This window comes from Mycoplasmopsis citelli (assembly GCF_900660645.1).
In the GTDB taxonomy this organism is placed as follows: Bacteria; Bacillota_I; Bacilli_A; order Mycoplasmatales; family Metamycoplasmataceae; genus Mycoplasmopsis; species Mycoplasmopsis citelli.
Genome location: NZ_LR215036.1, coordinates 650,643 through 667,047, shown reverse-complemented (window position 1 = coordinate 667,047; position 16,405 = coordinate 650,643). Strand labels below are relative to the sequence as shown.

Annotated in this window: 22 protein-coding genes, 1 tRNA gene and 1 other RNA gene; 9 read left to right on the top strand and 15 right to left on the bottom strand. The window is 26.7% G+C overall.

The window, feature by feature from the left end:
- Positions 1-30 precede the first annotated feature (30 nt).
- A complete protein-coding gene (rsmG, locus tag EXC58_RS02345) occupies positions 31-717 on the bottom strand; it encodes a 16S rRNA (guanine(527)-N(7))-methyltransferase RsmG (protein WP_129725441.1) in 687 nt (228 codons plus the stop codon).
- On the bottom strand, positions 707-1,681 hold the full coding sequence (locus EXC58_RS02340; protein ID WP_129725440.1) for a ribose-phosphate pyrophosphokinase: 975 nt from the start codon (positions 1,679-1,681) through the stop codon (positions 707-709). The genes rsmG and EXC58_RS02340 overlap by 11 nt, the downstream gene beginning before the upstream one ends.
- 129 nt (positions 1,682-1,810) lie before the next feature.
- Here EXC58_RS02340 and EXC58_RS02335 point away from each other — a divergent pair.
- Positions 1,811-1,887, top strand: a tRNA-Arg gene (locus EXC58_RS02335).
- Positions 1,888-2,016: 129 nt separating this feature from the next.
- Here the strand turns inward: EXC58_RS02335 and EXC58_RS02330 are convergent.
- The 4 genes from EXC58_RS02330 to EXC58_RS02320 all read right to left on the bottom strand — a co-directional run bounded on the left by EXC58_RS02330 (position 2,017) and on the right by EXC58_RS02320 (position 3,754).
- Positions 2,017-2,421 carry a hypothetical protein gene (locus tag EXC58_RS02330; RefSeq protein ID WP_129725439.1) on the bottom strand — a complete coding sequence of 135 codons (405 nt, stop codon included), beginning with the start codon at positions 2,419-2,421 and terminating at the stop codon, positions 2,017-2,019.
- A 158-nt stretch (positions 2,422-2,579) separates the two neighbouring features.
- On the bottom strand, positions 2,580-2,969 hold the full coding sequence (locus EXC58_RS02325) for a hypothetical protein (RefSeq protein WP_129725438.1): 390 nt from the start codon (positions 2,967-2,969) through the stop codon (positions 2,580-2,582).
- Between the two features lie 167 nt (positions 2,970-3,136).
- The gene (locus tag EXC58_RS04710; protein WP_165177535.1) at positions 3,137-3,301 is read right to left on the bottom strand and encodes a hypothetical protein; all 165 of its coding nucleotides are present in this window, start codon (positions 3,299-3,301) and stop codon (positions 3,137-3,139) included.
- Positions 3,302-3,394: 93 nt separating this feature from the next.
- Entirely contained in the window at positions 3,395-3,754 is a 360-nt protein-coding gene (locus EXC58_RS02320; RefSeq protein WP_129725437.1) for a hypothetical protein, read from the bottom strand.
- A 639-nt stretch (positions 3,755-4,393) separates the two neighbouring features.
- Between EXC58_RS02320 and EXC58_RS02315 the strand changes: the two genes are divergently transcribed.
- Positions 4,394-4,819, top strand: coding sequence for a hypothetical protein (locus EXC58_RS02315; protein WP_129725436.1), 426 nt, complete (start codon positions 4,394-4,396; stop codon positions 4,817-4,819).
- Between the two features lie 527 nt (positions 4,820-5,346).
- On the opposite strand, the gene EXC58_RS02310 is transcribed toward EXC58_RS02315, so the two are convergent.
- From EXC58_RS02310 to rpsP, 4 genes are all read right to left on the bottom strand, one after another.
- On the bottom strand, positions 5,347-6,009 hold the full coding sequence (locus tag EXC58_RS02310; protein WP_129725435.1) for a hypothetical protein: 663 nt from the start codon (positions 6,007-6,009) through the stop codon (positions 5,347-5,349).
- Between the two features lie 86 nt (positions 6,010-6,095).
- A complete protein-coding gene (gene rplS / locus EXC58_RS02305; RefSeq protein WP_129725434.1) occupies positions 6,096-6,446 on the bottom strand; it encodes a 50S ribosomal protein L19 in 351 nt (116 codons plus the stop codon).
- Positions 6,436-7,119: a tRNA (guanosine(37)-N1)-methyltransferase TrmD gene (gene trmD / locus EXC58_RS02300; protein ID WP_129725433.1), complete on the bottom strand. Its 684-nt coding sequence runs from the start codon at positions 7,117-7,119 to the stop codon at positions 6,436-6,438. Before trmD ends, rplS begins: the two co-directional genes overlap by 11 nt.
- Positions 7,120-7,122: 3 nt before the next feature.
- A complete protein-coding gene (gene rpsP / locus EXC58_RS02295) occupies positions 7,123-7,371 on the bottom strand; it encodes a 30S ribosomal protein S16 (protein ID WP_129725432.1) in 249 nt (82 codons plus the stop codon).
- Between the two features lie 113 nt (positions 7,372-7,484).
- On the opposite strand from rpsP, the gene ffs reads away from it, so the two are divergent.
- The 4 genes from ffs to tsaD all read left to right on the top strand — a co-directional run bounded on the left by ffs (position 7,485) and on the right by tsaD (position 9,534).
- An RNA gene (gene ffs / locus EXC58_RS02290) (signal recognition particle sRNA small type) lies at positions 7,485-7,581 on the top strand.
- 50 nt (positions 7,582-7,631) lie between these two features.
- Positions 7,632-8,042 carry a tRNA (adenosine(37)-N6)-threonylcarbamoyltransferase complex ATPase subunit type 1 TsaE gene (gene tsaE / locus EXC58_RS02285; protein WP_129725431.1) on the top strand — a complete coding sequence of 137 codons (411 nt, stop codon included), beginning with the start codon at positions 7,632-7,634 and terminating at the stop codon, positions 8,040-8,042.
- Positions 8,042-8,605 (top strand): tRNA (adenosine(37)-N6)-threonylcarbamoyltransferase complex dimerization subunit type 1 TsaB, encoded by a 564-nt coding sequence (gene tsaB, locus EXC58_RS02280; RefSeq protein ID WP_129725430.1) that lies wholly within the window; start codon positions 8,042-8,044, stop codon positions 8,603-8,605. The genes tsaE and tsaB overlap by 1 nt, the downstream gene beginning before the upstream one ends.
- On the top strand, positions 8,605-9,534 hold the full coding sequence (gene tsaD / locus EXC58_RS02275) for a tRNA (adenosine(37)-N6)-threonylcarbamoyltransferase complex transferase subunit TsaD (protein WP_129725429.1): 930 nt from the start codon (positions 8,605-8,607) through the stop codon (positions 9,532-9,534). The genes tsaB and tsaD overlap by 1 nt, the downstream gene beginning before the upstream one ends.
- A gap of 14 nt (positions 9,535-9,548) precedes the next feature.
- Here tsaD and EXC58_RS02270 read toward each other — a convergent pair whose 3' ends face one another.
- The 3 genes from EXC58_RS02270 to EXC58_RS02260 all read right to left on the bottom strand — a co-directional run bounded on the left by EXC58_RS02270 (position 9,549) and on the right by EXC58_RS02260 (position 12,381).
- Positions 9,549-10,445: an ORF6N domain-containing protein gene (locus EXC58_RS02270; protein ID WP_129725428.1), complete on the bottom strand. Its 897-nt coding sequence runs from the start codon at positions 10,443-10,445 to the stop codon at positions 9,549-9,551.
- Between the two features lie 143 nt (positions 10,446-10,588).
- The gene (locus tag EXC58_RS02265; RefSeq protein ID WP_129725427.1) at positions 10,589-11,398 is read right to left on the bottom strand and encodes an alpha/beta fold hydrolase; all 810 of its coding nucleotides are present in this window, start codon (positions 11,396-11,398) and stop codon (positions 10,589-10,591) included.
- Positions 11,399-11,400: 2 nt separating this feature from the next.
- Positions 11,401-12,381, bottom strand: a complete 981-nt coding sequence (locus EXC58_RS02260) for a lipoate--protein ligase (protein WP_129725426.1) — start codon at positions 12,379-12,381, stop codon at positions 11,401-11,403.
- 78 nt (positions 12,382-12,459) lie between these two features.
- Here EXC58_RS02260 and dnaJ point away from each other — a divergent pair, with 78 nt between their 5' ends.
- The 3 genes from dnaJ to EXC58_RS02245 all read left to right on the top strand — a co-directional run bounded on the left by dnaJ (position 12,460) and on the right by EXC58_RS02245 (position 14,933).
- Complete coding sequence (gene dnaJ / locus EXC58_RS02255; RefSeq protein WP_129725425.1) at positions 12,460-13,569, top strand: molecular chaperone DnaJ; 1,110 nt, start codon at positions 12,460-12,462, stop codon at positions 13,567-13,569.
- 92 nt (positions 13,570-13,661) lie between these two features.
- The gene (gene tpiA, locus EXC58_RS02250; RefSeq protein WP_129725424.1) at positions 13,662-14,393 is read left to right on the top strand and encodes a triose-phosphate isomerase; all 732 of its coding nucleotides are present in this window, start codon (positions 13,662-13,664) and stop codon (positions 14,391-14,393) included.
- A gap of 345 nt (positions 14,394-14,738) precedes the next feature.
- Positions 14,739-14,933 (top strand): hypothetical protein, encoded by a 195-nt coding sequence (locus tag EXC58_RS02245; protein WP_129725423.1) that lies wholly within the window; start codon positions 14,739-14,741, stop codon positions 14,931-14,933.
- 151 nt (positions 14,934-15,084) lie between these two features.
- Here the strand turns inward: EXC58_RS02245 and EXC58_RS02240 are convergent, their stop codons facing one another.
- Positions 15,085-15,768, bottom strand: a complete 684-nt coding sequence (locus EXC58_RS02240) for a winged helix-turn-helix domain-containing protein (RefSeq protein WP_129725422.1) — start codon at positions 15,766-15,768, stop codon at positions 15,085-15,087.
- A 65-nt stretch (positions 15,769-15,833) separates the two neighbouring features.
- Positions 15,834-16,244 (bottom strand): hypothetical protein, encoded by a 411-nt coding sequence (locus EXC58_RS02235; protein ID WP_129725421.1) that lies wholly within the window; start codon positions 16,242-16,244, stop codon positions 15,834-15,836.
- Between the last annotated feature and the right edge of the window lie 161 nt (positions 16,245-16,405).

The window sequence follows — 16,405 nt, the reverse complement described above, 5'->3', positions numbered from 1 at the left end:
AATTAGGTGCTTAAATTAATTTTCAAATATTTAACTCTTACTTAATCTCGCAATATCTTTTCATTTATAAGGAAATTGTTTTGGAGTACTTCGTTTTTTAATTATTTCAACAACATTATTTTGTTTATCGCTTGAAATTTGCTTAAGTTGAAAAATATTAACTTCAGTTGTTAATTGCTTTAAAATTCCGCTTGCATGAAGCAATTCTTCTTGGTATTTTTGACCCTTAATAAGTGACATTTTGCCATTTAATTTTACTAAATGAAAACCACACATGAGCATAGTTGCTACATTTCCAACTGCTCGAGCAGTTACAATATCAAAAAGATTTTTATTAAACACTTCTTCAGCTCGTATTTTTAAAACTTCTACATTTTGTAAATTTAAGTTTTCAATTACTAAGTTTAAAAAATTCACACGTTTTTGCAAAGGTTCATAAATTGTAAATTTTTTATGTTGATTAACAATAGCATAAGGCATCGAAGGAAAACCGACTCCTGCTCCAATATCTAAAATTTCATTATCTTGTTGATTAACAATTGAATTCATAAAAATTAGCGATTCATAAATTCCTTCTTCTCAAAGCTTATCTCCTGAAAATCCGGTAAGATTCATGACTTGATTTTGCTGTTCAATTAATTCAACATACTCAGATAATTTTTCAAAATCCCAGTTATTTTGTTTACATAATTGTTCTGTTAATTCCCTATTTAGCACGAAGTTCTTCTTTCATTAATTGATATACATCAGATACACTGCTTTCTGAGTATTGTGCTTGAATAACTTTTCCTAAAAATTCACCCAAAGAGACAATTTTTAATTTTTTATATTTGGTAGCTAGTTGAGAATTATCAATACTATCTGTAATAATTACTTCTTTTATTGCATCATTATTTTCGAAAATGTCAAATCCCTTAGTAAATAATCCATGAGTAGCTGCAACAATAATATCTTTTGCTCCATTTTGCTTAAGTGCTTCGGCAGCTTTAATAATAGTTCCGCCAGTATCGATAATATCATCAATAATTACTGCGTTTTGGTTACTAATATCTCCAATTAAGCCCATAATTTCAGTTTGATTAACTCCGATTCTTCGTTTGTCAATTACACATATTTTGGCTGTATCATCAATAATTTCAGCAAGTCTTCTTGCTCGAACTGTTCCTCCATGATCTGGAGATACGACTGTAAAATCTTGGTTATAAGTTTTAAGAGCTTGAGCTATGGTGTATTGAGCACGCAAATCATCAAGAGCTATATCAAAAAATCCTTGAATTGATGGGTTGTGTAAATCCACACAAATTAATTTTGTAGCTCCAGCTACTTGAAGTAAGTTAGCCACAAGTTTTGCCCCAATTGGCTGTCTACCGCTTGCTTTACGGTCTTGACGAGCATATCCATAGTAACTTAAACATACAGTAATGGTTTTAGCACTGGCACGCTTTAATGAATCGATAAATAATAATAATTTCATAATATTATCATTTACAGGTCGAGCGGTGTTTGCGATAATAAACACATCTCTTCCTCGTACTGTTTGCTCTGAGACGAGCATATTTTCTCCATCAGCATAAGTAATTGTTTGCATTTTGGTAAGTGGGATTTGCACAATATCAGAAATTTTCTGAGCAAGCCCAAGGGAATTTTCCATTCCAAATAAAATAATGTTGTTCTTTTGCATTGTTCCTCTTATGTAGTTAAAAATAATAGTTAAATTATATTATTTTATTAACTTTAATATGCGAAAATTAGGGTTATAAATAATCTTTTTGCTTTTGATTTTTGGAAATTAATATAAAATTATTTTAGTGGTCCCGTAGCTCAGCTGGATAGAGCACAAGCCTTCTAAGCTTGTTGTCACAGGTTCGAATCCTGTCGGGATCGCCATTTTTATTTTTTCTTTTTTTGCATAATTATGACATAAAAAAATAGGTTCAATGATACAAACCCCTTAATTTTGGATTTTATTATCCAACTTTAGGGGTTAATATCACAATCCTATTTTTTAATTTGCCATTACATAGTTGATTTTGAAAAACTAAGTGATTCCGAAGTTCTATTCAAAATCATAAAATATGTAACAATTGAAATGATGGGAATAAAAAAGCCAACAATAGTTAAAATCATTAAGGTTCCATAACTGTTTGATTGAGCTAAATCATTTGCTAAGTAGTACCTTTTGATTTCATTTAACCTAATAGTAAGTAGAATTTTAGCAACAAATATAGTTATAGATCCAATTACAAATAGTAATACACTAATACCAAATAATACAATTCATATTACTGGTATGAAAAATGCTCCAAATGTTATAACTGCTTCAATAATTAATAAAATGAAAAATAAAATATTAATTAGCCAAATGATTAAAGACATTTTAGCTAGTGATCTTGCTTTTAAAAGTTTTTCAGTAATATTCAAGTTTATCCTCCGTTATATTTTTCTAGTTGTATTTATATTGTAAAAAAAAAAAAAAAAAGCAAGCTTTTTGTGAAAAAACCGCAAAAATTTTCATTAAAAAAACAAAGCTCATCATTTTTGTTAGAAGCTTTGTCTTTAAAATATTTTTATTACATATTTTATTTTGAAAAACCAAGGGATTCAGATGTTTTACTTAAAACCATAAAATATAAAACAATTGAAACAAAGGGAACGAAAAACCCAACAATACTTAAAGTAAATAAGGTATTATAACTTTCTGATTGCATCGGATCAGTTGTTAAGTAATATGCTTTAATATCATTAATCCTTATAACAAGAAGAATGTAAAGCACAACTGATGTTATTCCAGAAATTGCAAAAACTATAGGCCCAATTAAAATTACTACAAGTATAATTCCAATAAATCCGCTAAATCCTAGTACAAGGCCAACTATTAGTAATATGAAAGAGACAAAATTCAGAAGTGCAGTAATTAATAATATTTTAGCTAGTGATCTGGCTTTATTGAGCATTAATATAATATTCATTTTTTCTCCAATATTTTTTAATAAGAATTTTAGGATATTTAAATTCTTATAATAATTATATTTTGTTTGTATAAAAATTAAAAAATTAGTTTAAATTTTAAAAAACTAGAAAAGAAATTTTCTAGTTTCTATTATTATCTTTTTAAGTATTATATGCAAAAAGAAATTTATTTTTTATCACAACCACACGAAGGGTTTTCTTCTTCATGCATGTGATCCATTTCTTTGGTTTCTTCTGTTTTGTCCATGTGATCCATTTGACTCATTTCTTTTTTAGCTCCACATGAACATTCTTTTTTCTTTTTACATAATTTTTTTAGAAAACAAAACATGTTATACCTCTTTTTTATTTATATAATAATTATATTTCAAAATTGGAAATATTTACATAAAAAAACATTCAATAGTAAATGCTTTACATTTTACTATTGAATGTTTTCCATTTCTTTTAAAGTTTTAGTGGTTTGAATTGCTACCATAATTCAAGCTACTCACCCTACAGGAGGAAGAGGTATTGATATTACTGATAAAATAAACAAATTATTATATTTATCTGATAATTGCTTGTTAATATTTAAAAAATAATTTTTAATTTGTGAAATTCGAATAACAACAAATGAAGATGCTAAAGCCATTAATATTGACAATAGTACAGCACCAAACTTACCATTTTCTATACCAAAAACAGCTAGGGAAACTATTAGTCCAACTAACCATATAAATGAATAAAGAAAAGCATTAATTGCATGAATTCTTGCATGTTTAAGTTTTTTAATAATATCCATTTAATTCCTTAAAAAATTTTAAATTGAATAATTAAATTATACTAATTTCAAATTTATTTATGTACATTTTTTAGGATAAAAAGAAAAATAAAACTCATCAAAAAATAAATTGATGAGTTTTATAAAATTGGCTACATATATTCATTTTGTTTTATATATTTATAATTTGAACGCTTTTTAAAAAAAGTTCTATTAATTAAGCAATATTCATAATAGTAAATATAAATCCAACTAGAAAAGCTAATAAATTAATAATTGACATAGCTATTATCAAACCATACTAATTAAAGTTTTTTGATCTTTTACTCTGCAGAGATTTTTAAATTTTTAATTCTAGAGATTGTATATATCAGATTAATATTGATATTATAATTACTAATCATAAAATAGGAATTATTAATAAAAAAACTTGAATTTGCCTAATGCTTAAGGTCATAATTTATAAATTTTTATAATAATCAAATTATGTAATTTTCTAAATTTGTGTTTCACTACATATTTTGATAAATTGTTTTGAAACGGTTAATGATAATAATTTCTATATTTTCAAGCTTATTCATAATTTATTTTTAAATTAAATATAATTATTTATATATAGAAATAGAATCGAAATAATTCTTTTTTATGGGAGAACAATTCATGAAAGCAATTTTTAAATTATTATCTTTAAGTACAATTACTACTATTCCAGTTGCTACTTTAATTTCTTGCTCACAAGATCTTAAAAGTTACGAAAAACAAAACCCTACATTAAATGATTTAAAATCATATTTGCAGGTTTTTATATCAAAGGTTTCTGACGAAAATCTTCCAGAAACAGAAAAACAAAAAATTTTGCAATCTTTTTTGCAATATTTTCCAACTAATTTAACTAAATTAGCTTTACAATATCGACAATCTAAAAATGTGTCGGAATTAAGACAAATTCCATCTATTTTTGATGTTATTTCATCTAACTCAAAACTAGATCCACAAGTAAAACAATTATTAGAACTGCAAAAAATATCACTTCAACAACAAATTGAAGAATATATTTCTTTAATTGAAAGTAGCAAGAATGAGTAATTTAAAATCGGAAAATTTCCAATTTTTTAATTAAACATTTTCTGTTTTTTGCAAATTTTTATTTCTAAAAAAGAAGATTGAAATTTTCTTGTAATATTTTTTGTTTTTATCTAATTGTTTATGCTATAATGGTTACGTTGTATTTGAATATTTACTAAGTAAATAGATCAAAAAACCACAAAAAAGTTTCTTTTTTGTGGTTTTTTATCATATATTTAAAAACAGAAATATGATAGCAATCCTAAAAGTAAGTTAGTATAAAGATAAGATAGGAGATGTTTATATTAATATTTAATTCATTATTAAATGTATTTGAAGTTGATTATTTTGATAAAAAATCACTTATCTCTGTGCAATACAAAAATAGTTTCTTTTTACATAAATATTGATGAATAAAGAAAAGGCATATTAAATTTTTTGATTAATAATTGCAAAAAAATAAATGAAATATTTTAAAAAATTAAATTTTTCCTATTGAGTATTATAAAATCCTATCTTTTAATAAAAGATAGGATTTATCTTATTATTTATATATTTTTTAAATGTCAATTCTCAAAGATTAAGTTAGCTAATTCACTCATTGAAAGATTGGAATAATTATTAATACCTAAAGATTGCGCAATTTCTTTTATTTGATCTTTTTTGAGTGAAAGTAATTCTGTTGTTATTTTTTCTCTGTTATATCCTAATTTTAATATTGAAATTTTTTGGCACTTACCTTTATCGTCTAAATTTACAAAAAGTTTTACATTTTCTTTGTCTTGGTTTTGAATCAATATGTTATTTACATAAGCAATTGACATAAAAGCAAATACTAAGCCAAAAGGTCAAATAAAAAGTCCTCAAATTGATCAATTTAAAAGTTGTGTATATTCAATAAAAATTTCTAGATTTTTATCTTTATAATATTTTCTAACGTAATTAATTCTAGTTATATTAATAATTCAATAAATTCAGACAAAAACACCAATAATTGTTAATAAAATTAGGAAAACTAATGCACTCTTATTTTGTTTTAAAAATGATCTGCTTAATAAACCGACTGCTCCAAATAAATTAAATTTATCTAAACTTTTTGAATAAATTGATAAATAAGCAACCAAAAAAACAGATAAAAACAATGAAGCAATTAAATAAAAATAAGCAAATTTTTTAATTTTTATAAGCTTGTTATAAAGATGATATTCCATTTTCCCCCTATTTCTTCTTCTTCTTATATTAATTATAAATTTTTTAGAAAAAAGTCGCTTAAAATGCGACTTATAGCATATCAAAATTATCTTTTAATTTCTTTAAGACGAGCACTTTTTCCAGTACGATTTCTCATAAAGTATAGACGTTTTCTTCTAACTTTATTTGAACGAACTACTTCAATACTTGCAATTAAAGGTGAATTTAAAGGGAAAGTTCTTTCCACTCCAACACCATAAGAAATTTTTCTTACCGTAAAGGTTTCTCTAGTTCCTGATTCTTTTTTAGAAATAACCAAACCTTCAAAAATTTGGATACGTTCTTTTTCACCTTCGCGAATCCGAACGTGAACTTTAACATTATCTCCAGTTTGGAAATTAACTAAATCTGTACGTAATTGATTTTCTTCAACAAGCTCTAATAATTTATTTCTCATGTTTAATCCTTTCAATAATATCAGGTCGATTTTTGAGAGTTTTTTCTCACTGAGCCTGATTTTTTCATTTTTGTATCTCGCTATGATTTCCATTAAAAAGTACTTCAGGAACTTTCATTCCTTTGTATTCTCTTGGGCGAGTGTATTGTGGATAATCAAGTAAACCTATTCCTTGAAATGAATCGTGTTGATGAGATTGTTCATTAATTACTCCATTGATAAGTCGACTAATACTATCGGCCATTACCATTGCTGGCAACTCGCCTCCAGTTAATACATAATCACCAATTGAAAGTTCAATATCTACTAACTCTATCACTCGTTCATCAAACCCTTCATATCTACCACAAATAAAAGTAATTTGTTCTTTTTTACTCAATTCTTGGGCTAATTGTTGATTAAAAACTTTACCTTGAGGAGATACAAGTACTTTGTATCCTCCTTGATTTTTAAGGGATTGTAATGCTAAATCAATTGGTTCAACTTGCAAAAGCAATCCATGTCCACCGCCATAAATTTCATCATCAACTTTACGGTGTTTATTAGTGCTAAAGTTTCTAAAATCAACTACATTAATTTCAAGCAATTTTTTTAAAATTGCTTTATTAATGATGCTTTCAGAAATAAAAGGTTCAAAATATTTTGGGAATAGTGTTAAAAAATTAATTTTCATTGCTTATTTTCTAAGTTCAGCAGTTAATTTGTTGGTTCTAAAAAGATTTGCAACAGTCACAGTAGGTTGAGCACCTTTAGCAAGTCATGCTGCAGTAGCTTCTTTATTTAATACAAGTTCTTTTGTAGCTGGATTGTAGTGCCCTAAAGCTTCGATAAATCTTCCATCACGAGGAGCACGAGCATCAGCAGCAACGATTTTATACACTGGTCTGAATTTGCTTCCCATGCGTCTAAGTCTAATTTTTACCATAGATATGCCTCCTTTGCTGTCAAGCACTTTTGCTTGACACTTTTAAATATTTTAAGTTAATTATAAACTAAAAATATCAATCTCATAAAATAAAAATTTAATTTTTGATATAATAAGTAAGCCGTTAAAACAATAACCCACTAACCTGGTCAGGACAGAAATGTAGCAGCCAAATGAGGAAGTGTTGTGTTTGACGGTTTTTTATTTTGCTAAAAGTAGCTTTATCACACAAAAATTGGTACAATAATAAAAAGGAATTTATGAAAAAACCAAAACAGCACCTTTATGTTTTTAATGCAAAAAATGAATCAGATGTTTCTATTTTAATTAGTTATCTTCTATATGAGATTCAAAAATGTAAAATTGTGCTTCTTGAAGGTGATTTAGGATCTGGAAAAACAACGTTTGTTAAATACCTAGCTCTTTATTTAAACATTAAAGAAAACATCACAAGCCCGAGTTTTTCATATATGAAAACTTATAATGGATTAGTTCATATTGATTTGTATAACTATAAAGGTGATATTGAGGAATTTGAGGATTATTTTGAAGATAATGTTGTTGCAATTGAGTGAAGTAATTTAAGAGAATTTAAATTTTCTAAATATGTGCATGTAAAGATTGAAATAACTAAAAGTGGACGCAAATTTGAAGTAACGGTGGTGAGATAATGAATATTTTTTTAGATACTGCTGGTAGTGATTTAGTGATCATTTTATTTAATGATGATTTTAAAGTTCTTGATTATGTCCATGAACAAGGAGTTAAACAGAAAGTTGAATTATTAACCCAAAAATTTGATGATTTGATGAATTTCCACAATTTAAGCTACTTTGATATTAAATCTTTTTATATTAATAAAGGACCAGGTTTTTTTACAGGTGTAAGAATTGCTTTGGTTTTTGCTCGAAGTATTGCTTTATGAACTAATGCCAAAATGTACACTACCAATACTTTTTTAATATTAAAAAAACAAATTTCAAAAAGGTTATATGTTTTAGATGCTAGTGGTGGTAAAAAATACTTATTAGGTCAAAAAACCTTACTAAAAGGAAATATTAAAAATATTGAAAATAGTATTTCAGTTGATGTAAATAACAAAAAAACACATGATATTAATTACAATTTGGTAATTAATTCTTTTAAAAATTATCAAGATATTTTTACTGAAGAAAAAATTTTAGATATAACTCCTTTGTATGTTAAAAAACCTCAGATTGGAGGGTTAAAATAATGACTATTTTAGGAATTGAAACTTCACATGATGATACTTCCATAGCAGTTTTAAAAGACGGAAAAGTCCTAGATATGTGGACCATCTCCCAAATTGATATTTTTAAAGAATTTGGTGGTACCATTCCTGAGCTTGCTTCACGAGAACATGTTAAAAATATTACGCTCATTCAAAAACTAATTTTAGAAAAATATTCTAAAGAAGATTTTGATTATGTTGCTTACACTAAAGAACCAGGATTAATTGGAACTTTACAAATTGGTTATTTATTTGCATTTGCAACTGCAAAAACACTTAAAATTCCGCTTATTCCTGTTAATCACTTGCATGGACATTTTTTATCAGCAACCTTAACAAACGAAATTACTTATCCAGCACTTTGTTTGCTTGTTTCTGGTGGACACACTCAGCTTATTTATGCTACATCTCATGCAGATTTTGAAATTATTGGCGAAACTTTAGATGATGCTGTTGGGGAAGTGTTTGATAAAGTTTCTTCACGTTTAGGGATAGGATTTCCTGGTGGTCCACTAATAGATAAAATTTATAATCAATACAATGGAAAGTATATTAATTTCACTATCCCTAAAACCCAAAATGAATTAGATTTTTCTTTCAGTGGAATAAAAACACAAGTTTTAAATTACTTAAATAAACAAAAAATGTTAGAAAAAGAAATTGATGTTAATAAAATAGCTGCAAGTTTTCAACATACAGCAGTTAAGTATTTAAACCAAAAAACATTAGTAGCTTTAAAAAAATACAAGGTCAATACTCTTGTGCTTGGAGGAGGAGTTTCAGCAAATTCTTTACTTAGAAAAGAGTTTGCCAAATTACATCCAAATACAATTATTCCATCTATGAAATATACTACTGATAATGGTGTAATGATTGCTCAAGTAGCATATTTAAATTTAAAAGAAAAATAAACCAAATAATAATATTAAATATCTATTTGGTTTATTTTATTTATAAGACTTTCTATTAAATCTTTTTCTTCAATTTTTGAAATAGCAAAACTTTTTTTGCCGGCATCTTTAATAGAAGCACCAATATGATAAACATCTGCGTCATCTAATATTAAAAACCTATCGTGAAAATTATTATTTATCTTAACAATAAGGTTAGGATATTGTAAATTAAATTTGTCGGTATCTTTTGCTGATAATTTTCCTTTACCTGAAGTTATGATAACTACATTTACTTCTTTATTTTTATTGCGTAAAATATTTAAGCTATTAATATCTACATAGTTATCAATTAAAATAATTTCTTTTTTTGCTTTTTGAATTATTTTAATAATAAAGCTAAAAGCATCATATATTTGTCCATTAAAAAATATTTTTTGTTTTACTTCTTTTTGATTGGCAAGATAATCAAAAACCTCATCCATTCTTTTATCAGTTTCTAATAGTTTTAACTCCACTCTATCTAGTCTTGAAAAAATTTCTTTATTAGCAATTAAGAAATTACGCATTTCTACAAAACTTTTTATAATTTTGATACTCATTTGTATTGCAATATCACTATTAAGAACTGCTGAGAGCATTGTTATCCCTTGTTCAGTAAAAACATAAGGGTTAGATGTTGAATGTTTTAAACTACTGAACCGGTCGCAATTTGCGACCAGTTCCTTTTTTTCTTCATTATCAAGTTGGAAACAAAATTCTTCCGGAAATCTTAAATAATTTCTTTTAACTTGTTCATTAAGTCTTTTAGTTGTCACATGATACAAACTTGCTAAGTCTCTATCAATCATCACTTGCTTATCACGTATAGTAAAAATCATATTTTTTATATTTTGATCATCAATTTCAAGAATATTCTTACTATTTTCCATGAACTTAATCTCCTTTTTAAAAATAAATATAAGAATCTTATAATAATTTTACACCCATAAAATAAAGTTTTAAATTTGTTATTAAATTAATAATAAAAAAATAGATGAACCGGCCGCAAATTGCGACCGGTTCATATTTATATTTATCGATTTTTAATTATTTGATTGAGTTTATTAATTACTTCTTGCGGTCTTTCAGTCATTATTGCATGTCCAGTTTTAGGAATAACTTCAACATCAATATTGTATTTTTGGTTTAATTTCTCCATTTGTTCAATTGGAGTATATCTATCTGTATCTCCAGTTAATACCGATACATTAGTAGCATTTTTATATAAATTACTAATTACACTTTCAAGATATACTTCATTTTTGAGTTGATTATCAACCATATGTTGAAATTTCTTTTTCTTAATAACATAACCTTCAGGAGATCCTTGGCAAAGGTATTTTGCAACAGCAGTGACTTTTTCAGTTTTTTGATAAAACAGATTTTCACAAGCTACTATACAGCCTTCTTCATCATCAGGCAGAACTCAATGAGGAAGTTCATTAGCATATTGATTGTATTTTACAAACTCATTAAATGGAGAAAGTAACAAAGTAGCTTTAATTTGTGGTTCTTTATTTAATGATAAAGCACTCGCAGATCCAAGGGAATGTGATACAAGATAAATTTCTTTTTCTTCTTTTAAAACATTATCTAAAAATTTCTTAACTACATCAAAATATTGTTCTAAAGTTAAATCATTTGCTGATGAGCTTTCTCCACATCCTGGAAAATCCAAAGCAGCAAAACGAAAATCTCTTTGCAATCTTAAAAGGGGTAAAAAGATTGTAAAAGTTCCACCAAATCCATGAAAAAATAATACAAGAGGTTTGTCTGAATTTTCCTTATTTTCATAAAGATAGTTAATTTCAAAATTATTAATTGTTACTTTATTAGTTTTCATAATTATCCAAAAATTAAATCTAAAATTTCTTCTTTAGCAATTCCACCAAAATATGTGTTTAAATCAATTTGATCTAAAACTTGTGCAAAAGCTTCTTTTTTAAATTCAATTCCTTTAAACAAGTGTAATACATCATCAAGATCTTTAGTGGCTAAAAAATCACCCTCAAATAAAATATCTTTTACCTTATTTTCTACAACATTGAGTTTAACTTTTAAAATTCCATTAGTAAATTTAGCAGCATTTTCGGCACTAAATTGTGGATTTTTACCATAAATTCATTCCTCTGAAGATTTAAATTTTCTAAGCTCTTCAAGTTTTTTAGAATATTTTTCAAGAGGAAGCTCTTCTAATTTTGCTCCAAAATGATCAATAAAGTATTTTACCAATCCATCAATAAATTCTTGTTCGTTAATTGAGTAGTTTAACTCTTTAGCAATGTTTGTTACTCTTTGACGAGCTGATTGAATCCCTTTAGATTCCATTTTTAATTTTGAAGGATTGAGTGCATTTGCAAGTTTAGTTAAATCAACATCAAAAAGCAATGTTCCATGTGATACAATTCTATTTCCTTTGATAAATTGGGCGTTTCCACTAATTTTAGCTCCATTGCAAAGTAAGTCATTACGACCTTTAAATTCAGCGTTTAATCCTAAAGAATTTAAATATCCAATAATTGGAGTTAAAAAAGCTTCATATCCTCCTTTTTTATTATTATCGGTAATAAAAGAAAAATTAATGTTTCCTAAATCGTGATATACAGCTCCACCACCGCTGTTTCTACGTGCAAGTTCTATGTTATTTGCTTGGATATAATCGCGTTTAATTTCTTCGTGAGCGTTTTGATTTCTTCCGATAATTACGGCATTATCGTGTTGATATAAATACAAAATATCACCAGTTTGTTCAGGGTCATTAACAATTAATTCTTCAAGAGACAAAGTGATATAAGGAGAGTAACTTTTACTTACATATATTTTCATATAAAAAGTATATATCATTAGGACACCATTTAAATAAATTTAGCAGTTTATATAAAATTGTGCTAAAATTAAAACATTATGGCAGGAAAAAGAGATTATTATGAAGTTTTAGGTGTTTCAAAAGGTGCTTCAGCTCAAGAAATAAAAAGTGCATATCGTAAGTTAGCGATGAAATATCACCCAGATAAATCTAAAGAAAGCGATGCACAACAAAAAATGCAAGAAATTAATGAAGCTTATGAAGTGCTTTCAGATGAAAATAAAAGAAAAAATTACGATCAGTTTGGTCATGACGGAGCAAATGCTCAAGGGTTTGGAGGCCAAGGATTTAGTGATTTTGAAGGTTTTGGGGGATTTGGAGATTTTTTTCAAGATCTTTTTGGTTCATTTTCTGGTTCTTCTCGTCGGAGAAGCAACGCTCCACAAAAAGGCGAAGATCAGTCAATGATTTTTGAAATTTCTTTCTTAGATTCATATAATGGATTTTCACAAACTCGCAAACTTCCTAAATACGAACTTTGTTTATTTTGTAATGGAAGTGGGGCCAGTTCTAGTGCAGATATAAAAAGTTGTGGAACCTGTAATGGAAGTGGTCATATTCAAAAACGAATCAACAGTATTTTTGGAGCTCAAATAGTTTCAAGTGAATGTCGTACCTGTGCAGGGACTGGTAAAATTATCGCTAAACCCTGTGGTGAATGTCGTGGACATAAGTATATTAAAACTCAAAAAGAAATTAAAATTAATATTCCAGCTGGAGTAACCAGTGGAACATTACTTAAATGCACTGGATTTGGATCTCCTGGATATAATGGCGGGCCTGCAGGAGATTTATACTTAAAAATTCATGTTAATGCTCATAAATACTTCCTTAGATCTGGAGATGATTTAATTTTAGATTTTCCAGTATCTTTTGCAGATATTTTGCAAGAAAAAGTTGTGGAAGTTCCTACCCCAAATGGAACTACAAAAATTCAACTTAAAAAATCATATTTAGAACCTAAAACTATTTCGCTTTCAGGGCTTGGTTTTAAACGAGGAAATCGAAGTGGAAATATGAAATTAAATTTAAAGATTATCATTCCAGATTATGCTTCGCGTCAACGTAAAGAAATTAATAAGATTTTAGAAAATATTAGCGATAAAACAAACCAAGATTTTGTTAGAGCGGTTAATAAAGCAAGTTAAAGAACACGAAAATGTGTTCTTTTTTTGCTTATTTGAGCATAATTAGGTCTTTTTTATTATAATTTTAATAATTATTTCATAAAGGAGAAAAAATGAAAAAAACAGTTATTATCGGAAACTGAAAAATGAATAAAACCTTCAGTGAAACCAGTGCATTTTTAGAGGATTTGTCAAAAGCTTTAAAAGAAAATCACAGCAAAATAGTTGCTAATTTAGAATATGGAATTGCTGCTCCTTTTACTAATTTGGCAGCTTTTACAAATAAACCTAAAGACTTAAGAGTTGTAGCCCAAGATGTTTCAGCTCACAGTAAAGGAGCTTTTACTGGAGAAGTTTCAGTTTCAATGCTTAAAGATTTAAATGTTTCACATGTTGTTATTGGACACTCAGAACGTAGAACTTATCATCACGAAAGTGATGAACTTGTAAATGCTAAGGCAAAAGCCGCTTTAGAAGCGGGAATAACTCCAGTTATTTGTGTGGGAGAAACCTTAGAACAATACGAGCAAGGAATAACCAAAGAAGTTATCAAGCATCAAGTCCAATATTCATTAAAAGATTTGGATTTATCTAAAGTTATTGTTGCTTATGAACCAATTTGAGCTATCGGAACTGGTAAAGTTGCAACTCCTGAAGTAGCTCAAGAGGTATGTGAATTTATTCGCTCATTAACTAACAAAGATCTTCTTATTCAATATGGAGGAAGTGTATCTCCAAGTAATATTGAAGCATTACATTCACAAAAAGATATTGATGGATTTTTAGTTGGTGGAGCTTCTTTAGAAGTAAGTAGCTTTGTAAAACTACTTACTTTAGGAAAATAATAATTATTTAAAATTTTGAAAGTGATTTTGAATTCTCAAAATCACTTTTTTTATCATTTTTTAATACTTAAATTATCTTGAAAAAGTTAAATTTTATAGTCAAAAAATCTTTAGAAAAAATTTAAAAAATTTTGTAAAAAATATTTATAAGTTATATAATTACTATGACTTAAAAATAGCAAAAACATCAAAAAAAGCTCTTTTTTATGTCAAAAATGCAATAAATGCTAAAAATTAAATATTTTAGTATTGAAATAATTTAGTTAAAAGTTAATCTTTTTAATGTTTAAAATAATGTTTTTTAGCATTTACACTTTAAAATCATAATACGAAAGGAGAATTAATATGTCAAGTTGTGAAATGAAAAAAGAACAAGAACAAAAAACTTGCTCAAAAAGCGCTTGCTCAATGGAAAAACAATCATGTTGTCCAAAAAGTGGTGAATGCTCAAAAGCAAAAGAAACTTGTGCTAAATCATCATGTCCTTCAATGGAAGAAAAATCTTCTTGTTCAGATGGAACATGTCCAAACTCAAAATAAATAAAAAATAGCAATTAAAATGCTATTTTACCCAATTTTAATTTAGAACAGCATTCTTAAAATGCATTTCATAAGTTAGTTTTTAGCTTTTAACTTTTGAAGTAAATTGGATTATGCTGTTCTTTTTAAATTTTTCTTTAATAATATTTTATTATGAAATTTTATTTATTGATCCAAATTCTTGGTGAAAAAATTGGAAATGATCTGGATGTACATATAAAGTTCCTGCTATTGAAATAGATTCAGTATCATATCCATAAAAATTAATTACCACTAATTTTTCATAACCAAATTTCTTAACATCTTGATATTCTAAAAAGTAAATAATATTATTAAGCATTTTTGCATTAACTAATATATCTGTTAAAGATTCTTTTAGGTTTACTTCTGGAACAACTTTAAAAAGATCATTTGAAACATAAGTGATTCCTTCAGCTATAAGTTGATTTTCCTTAAAATAATCCTTTGCAAAAGCTCGATATCCATTAACAAAAATAATGTTTTTAGTTTCAAATCATTTAGGAGCTTGAACTGAATTTGTCACTTCAATACCTTTTTGTTGGTCGCACTTAAGCATATATGAAAGAGGTTTGATTAAATTATGAAAATTTTCAGCCACAAAATGACCGCGCTTATTAATTGAATATACAGCCCCTAAAGCAGCTAATTTATTATAAGCACTCACTACCACACCTCGAGAACACTCAAAGCGATTCATCAACGCATGCTCAGAAGGCATTACTTTATTTACGGGTATTTTCTTAGATTTAATTAATTCAAGTAGGTAATCAATAATTTCTTGTGTTTTACTAATATCGTTTTTCGGATCTTTCATTTAAATAATTATATTAAAAATACCCAATTTATTATAAAAATGTGGATAAACAAAAATAAGCTTTTTTAAAGCTTATTTTTGTCATTTGAATGGTATTTTTCCAGCTCTAAAAAATATCGCATGTTATTTTCATAATTTGGATTGTAAAATTCTTCATCTTTATAATTAGAATAAACCACCATTAAATAGTGAATATGTCGAGCTTGCTCTTTGTTTCCGTTAAGTTTATAATAAATAATGTCTCTATTAAGTAAAATATTTTGTTTTTTATTTTTAAATAAACTTTTTGGTTTTAATTCAAAAAGCAAAAATCTTATATCTCGATTCTCATATATTTCTTCCATTGAAGAAAAAGTGATTTCAATATTTTCGACAGAACCAGTATGATTTATTTGTTCTAATAATTTTCTAGATAAATGAATATCAAATAATTTAGCATCTTTTTGAAAAATTATTTTTCTTTTAATATTTAGCATTTGTTTTATTTTTATATATCTAAAAAATGTAAATAATAAGAAAAAAATTGATACTATTGCCCATATACTAAAGAAAATTAATTGTATTATTTGAGAAAAATGTCCTTGAAAATCATTGATTTTAATAATAAATATAAAAACAAAAATAAAATAAGGACTAG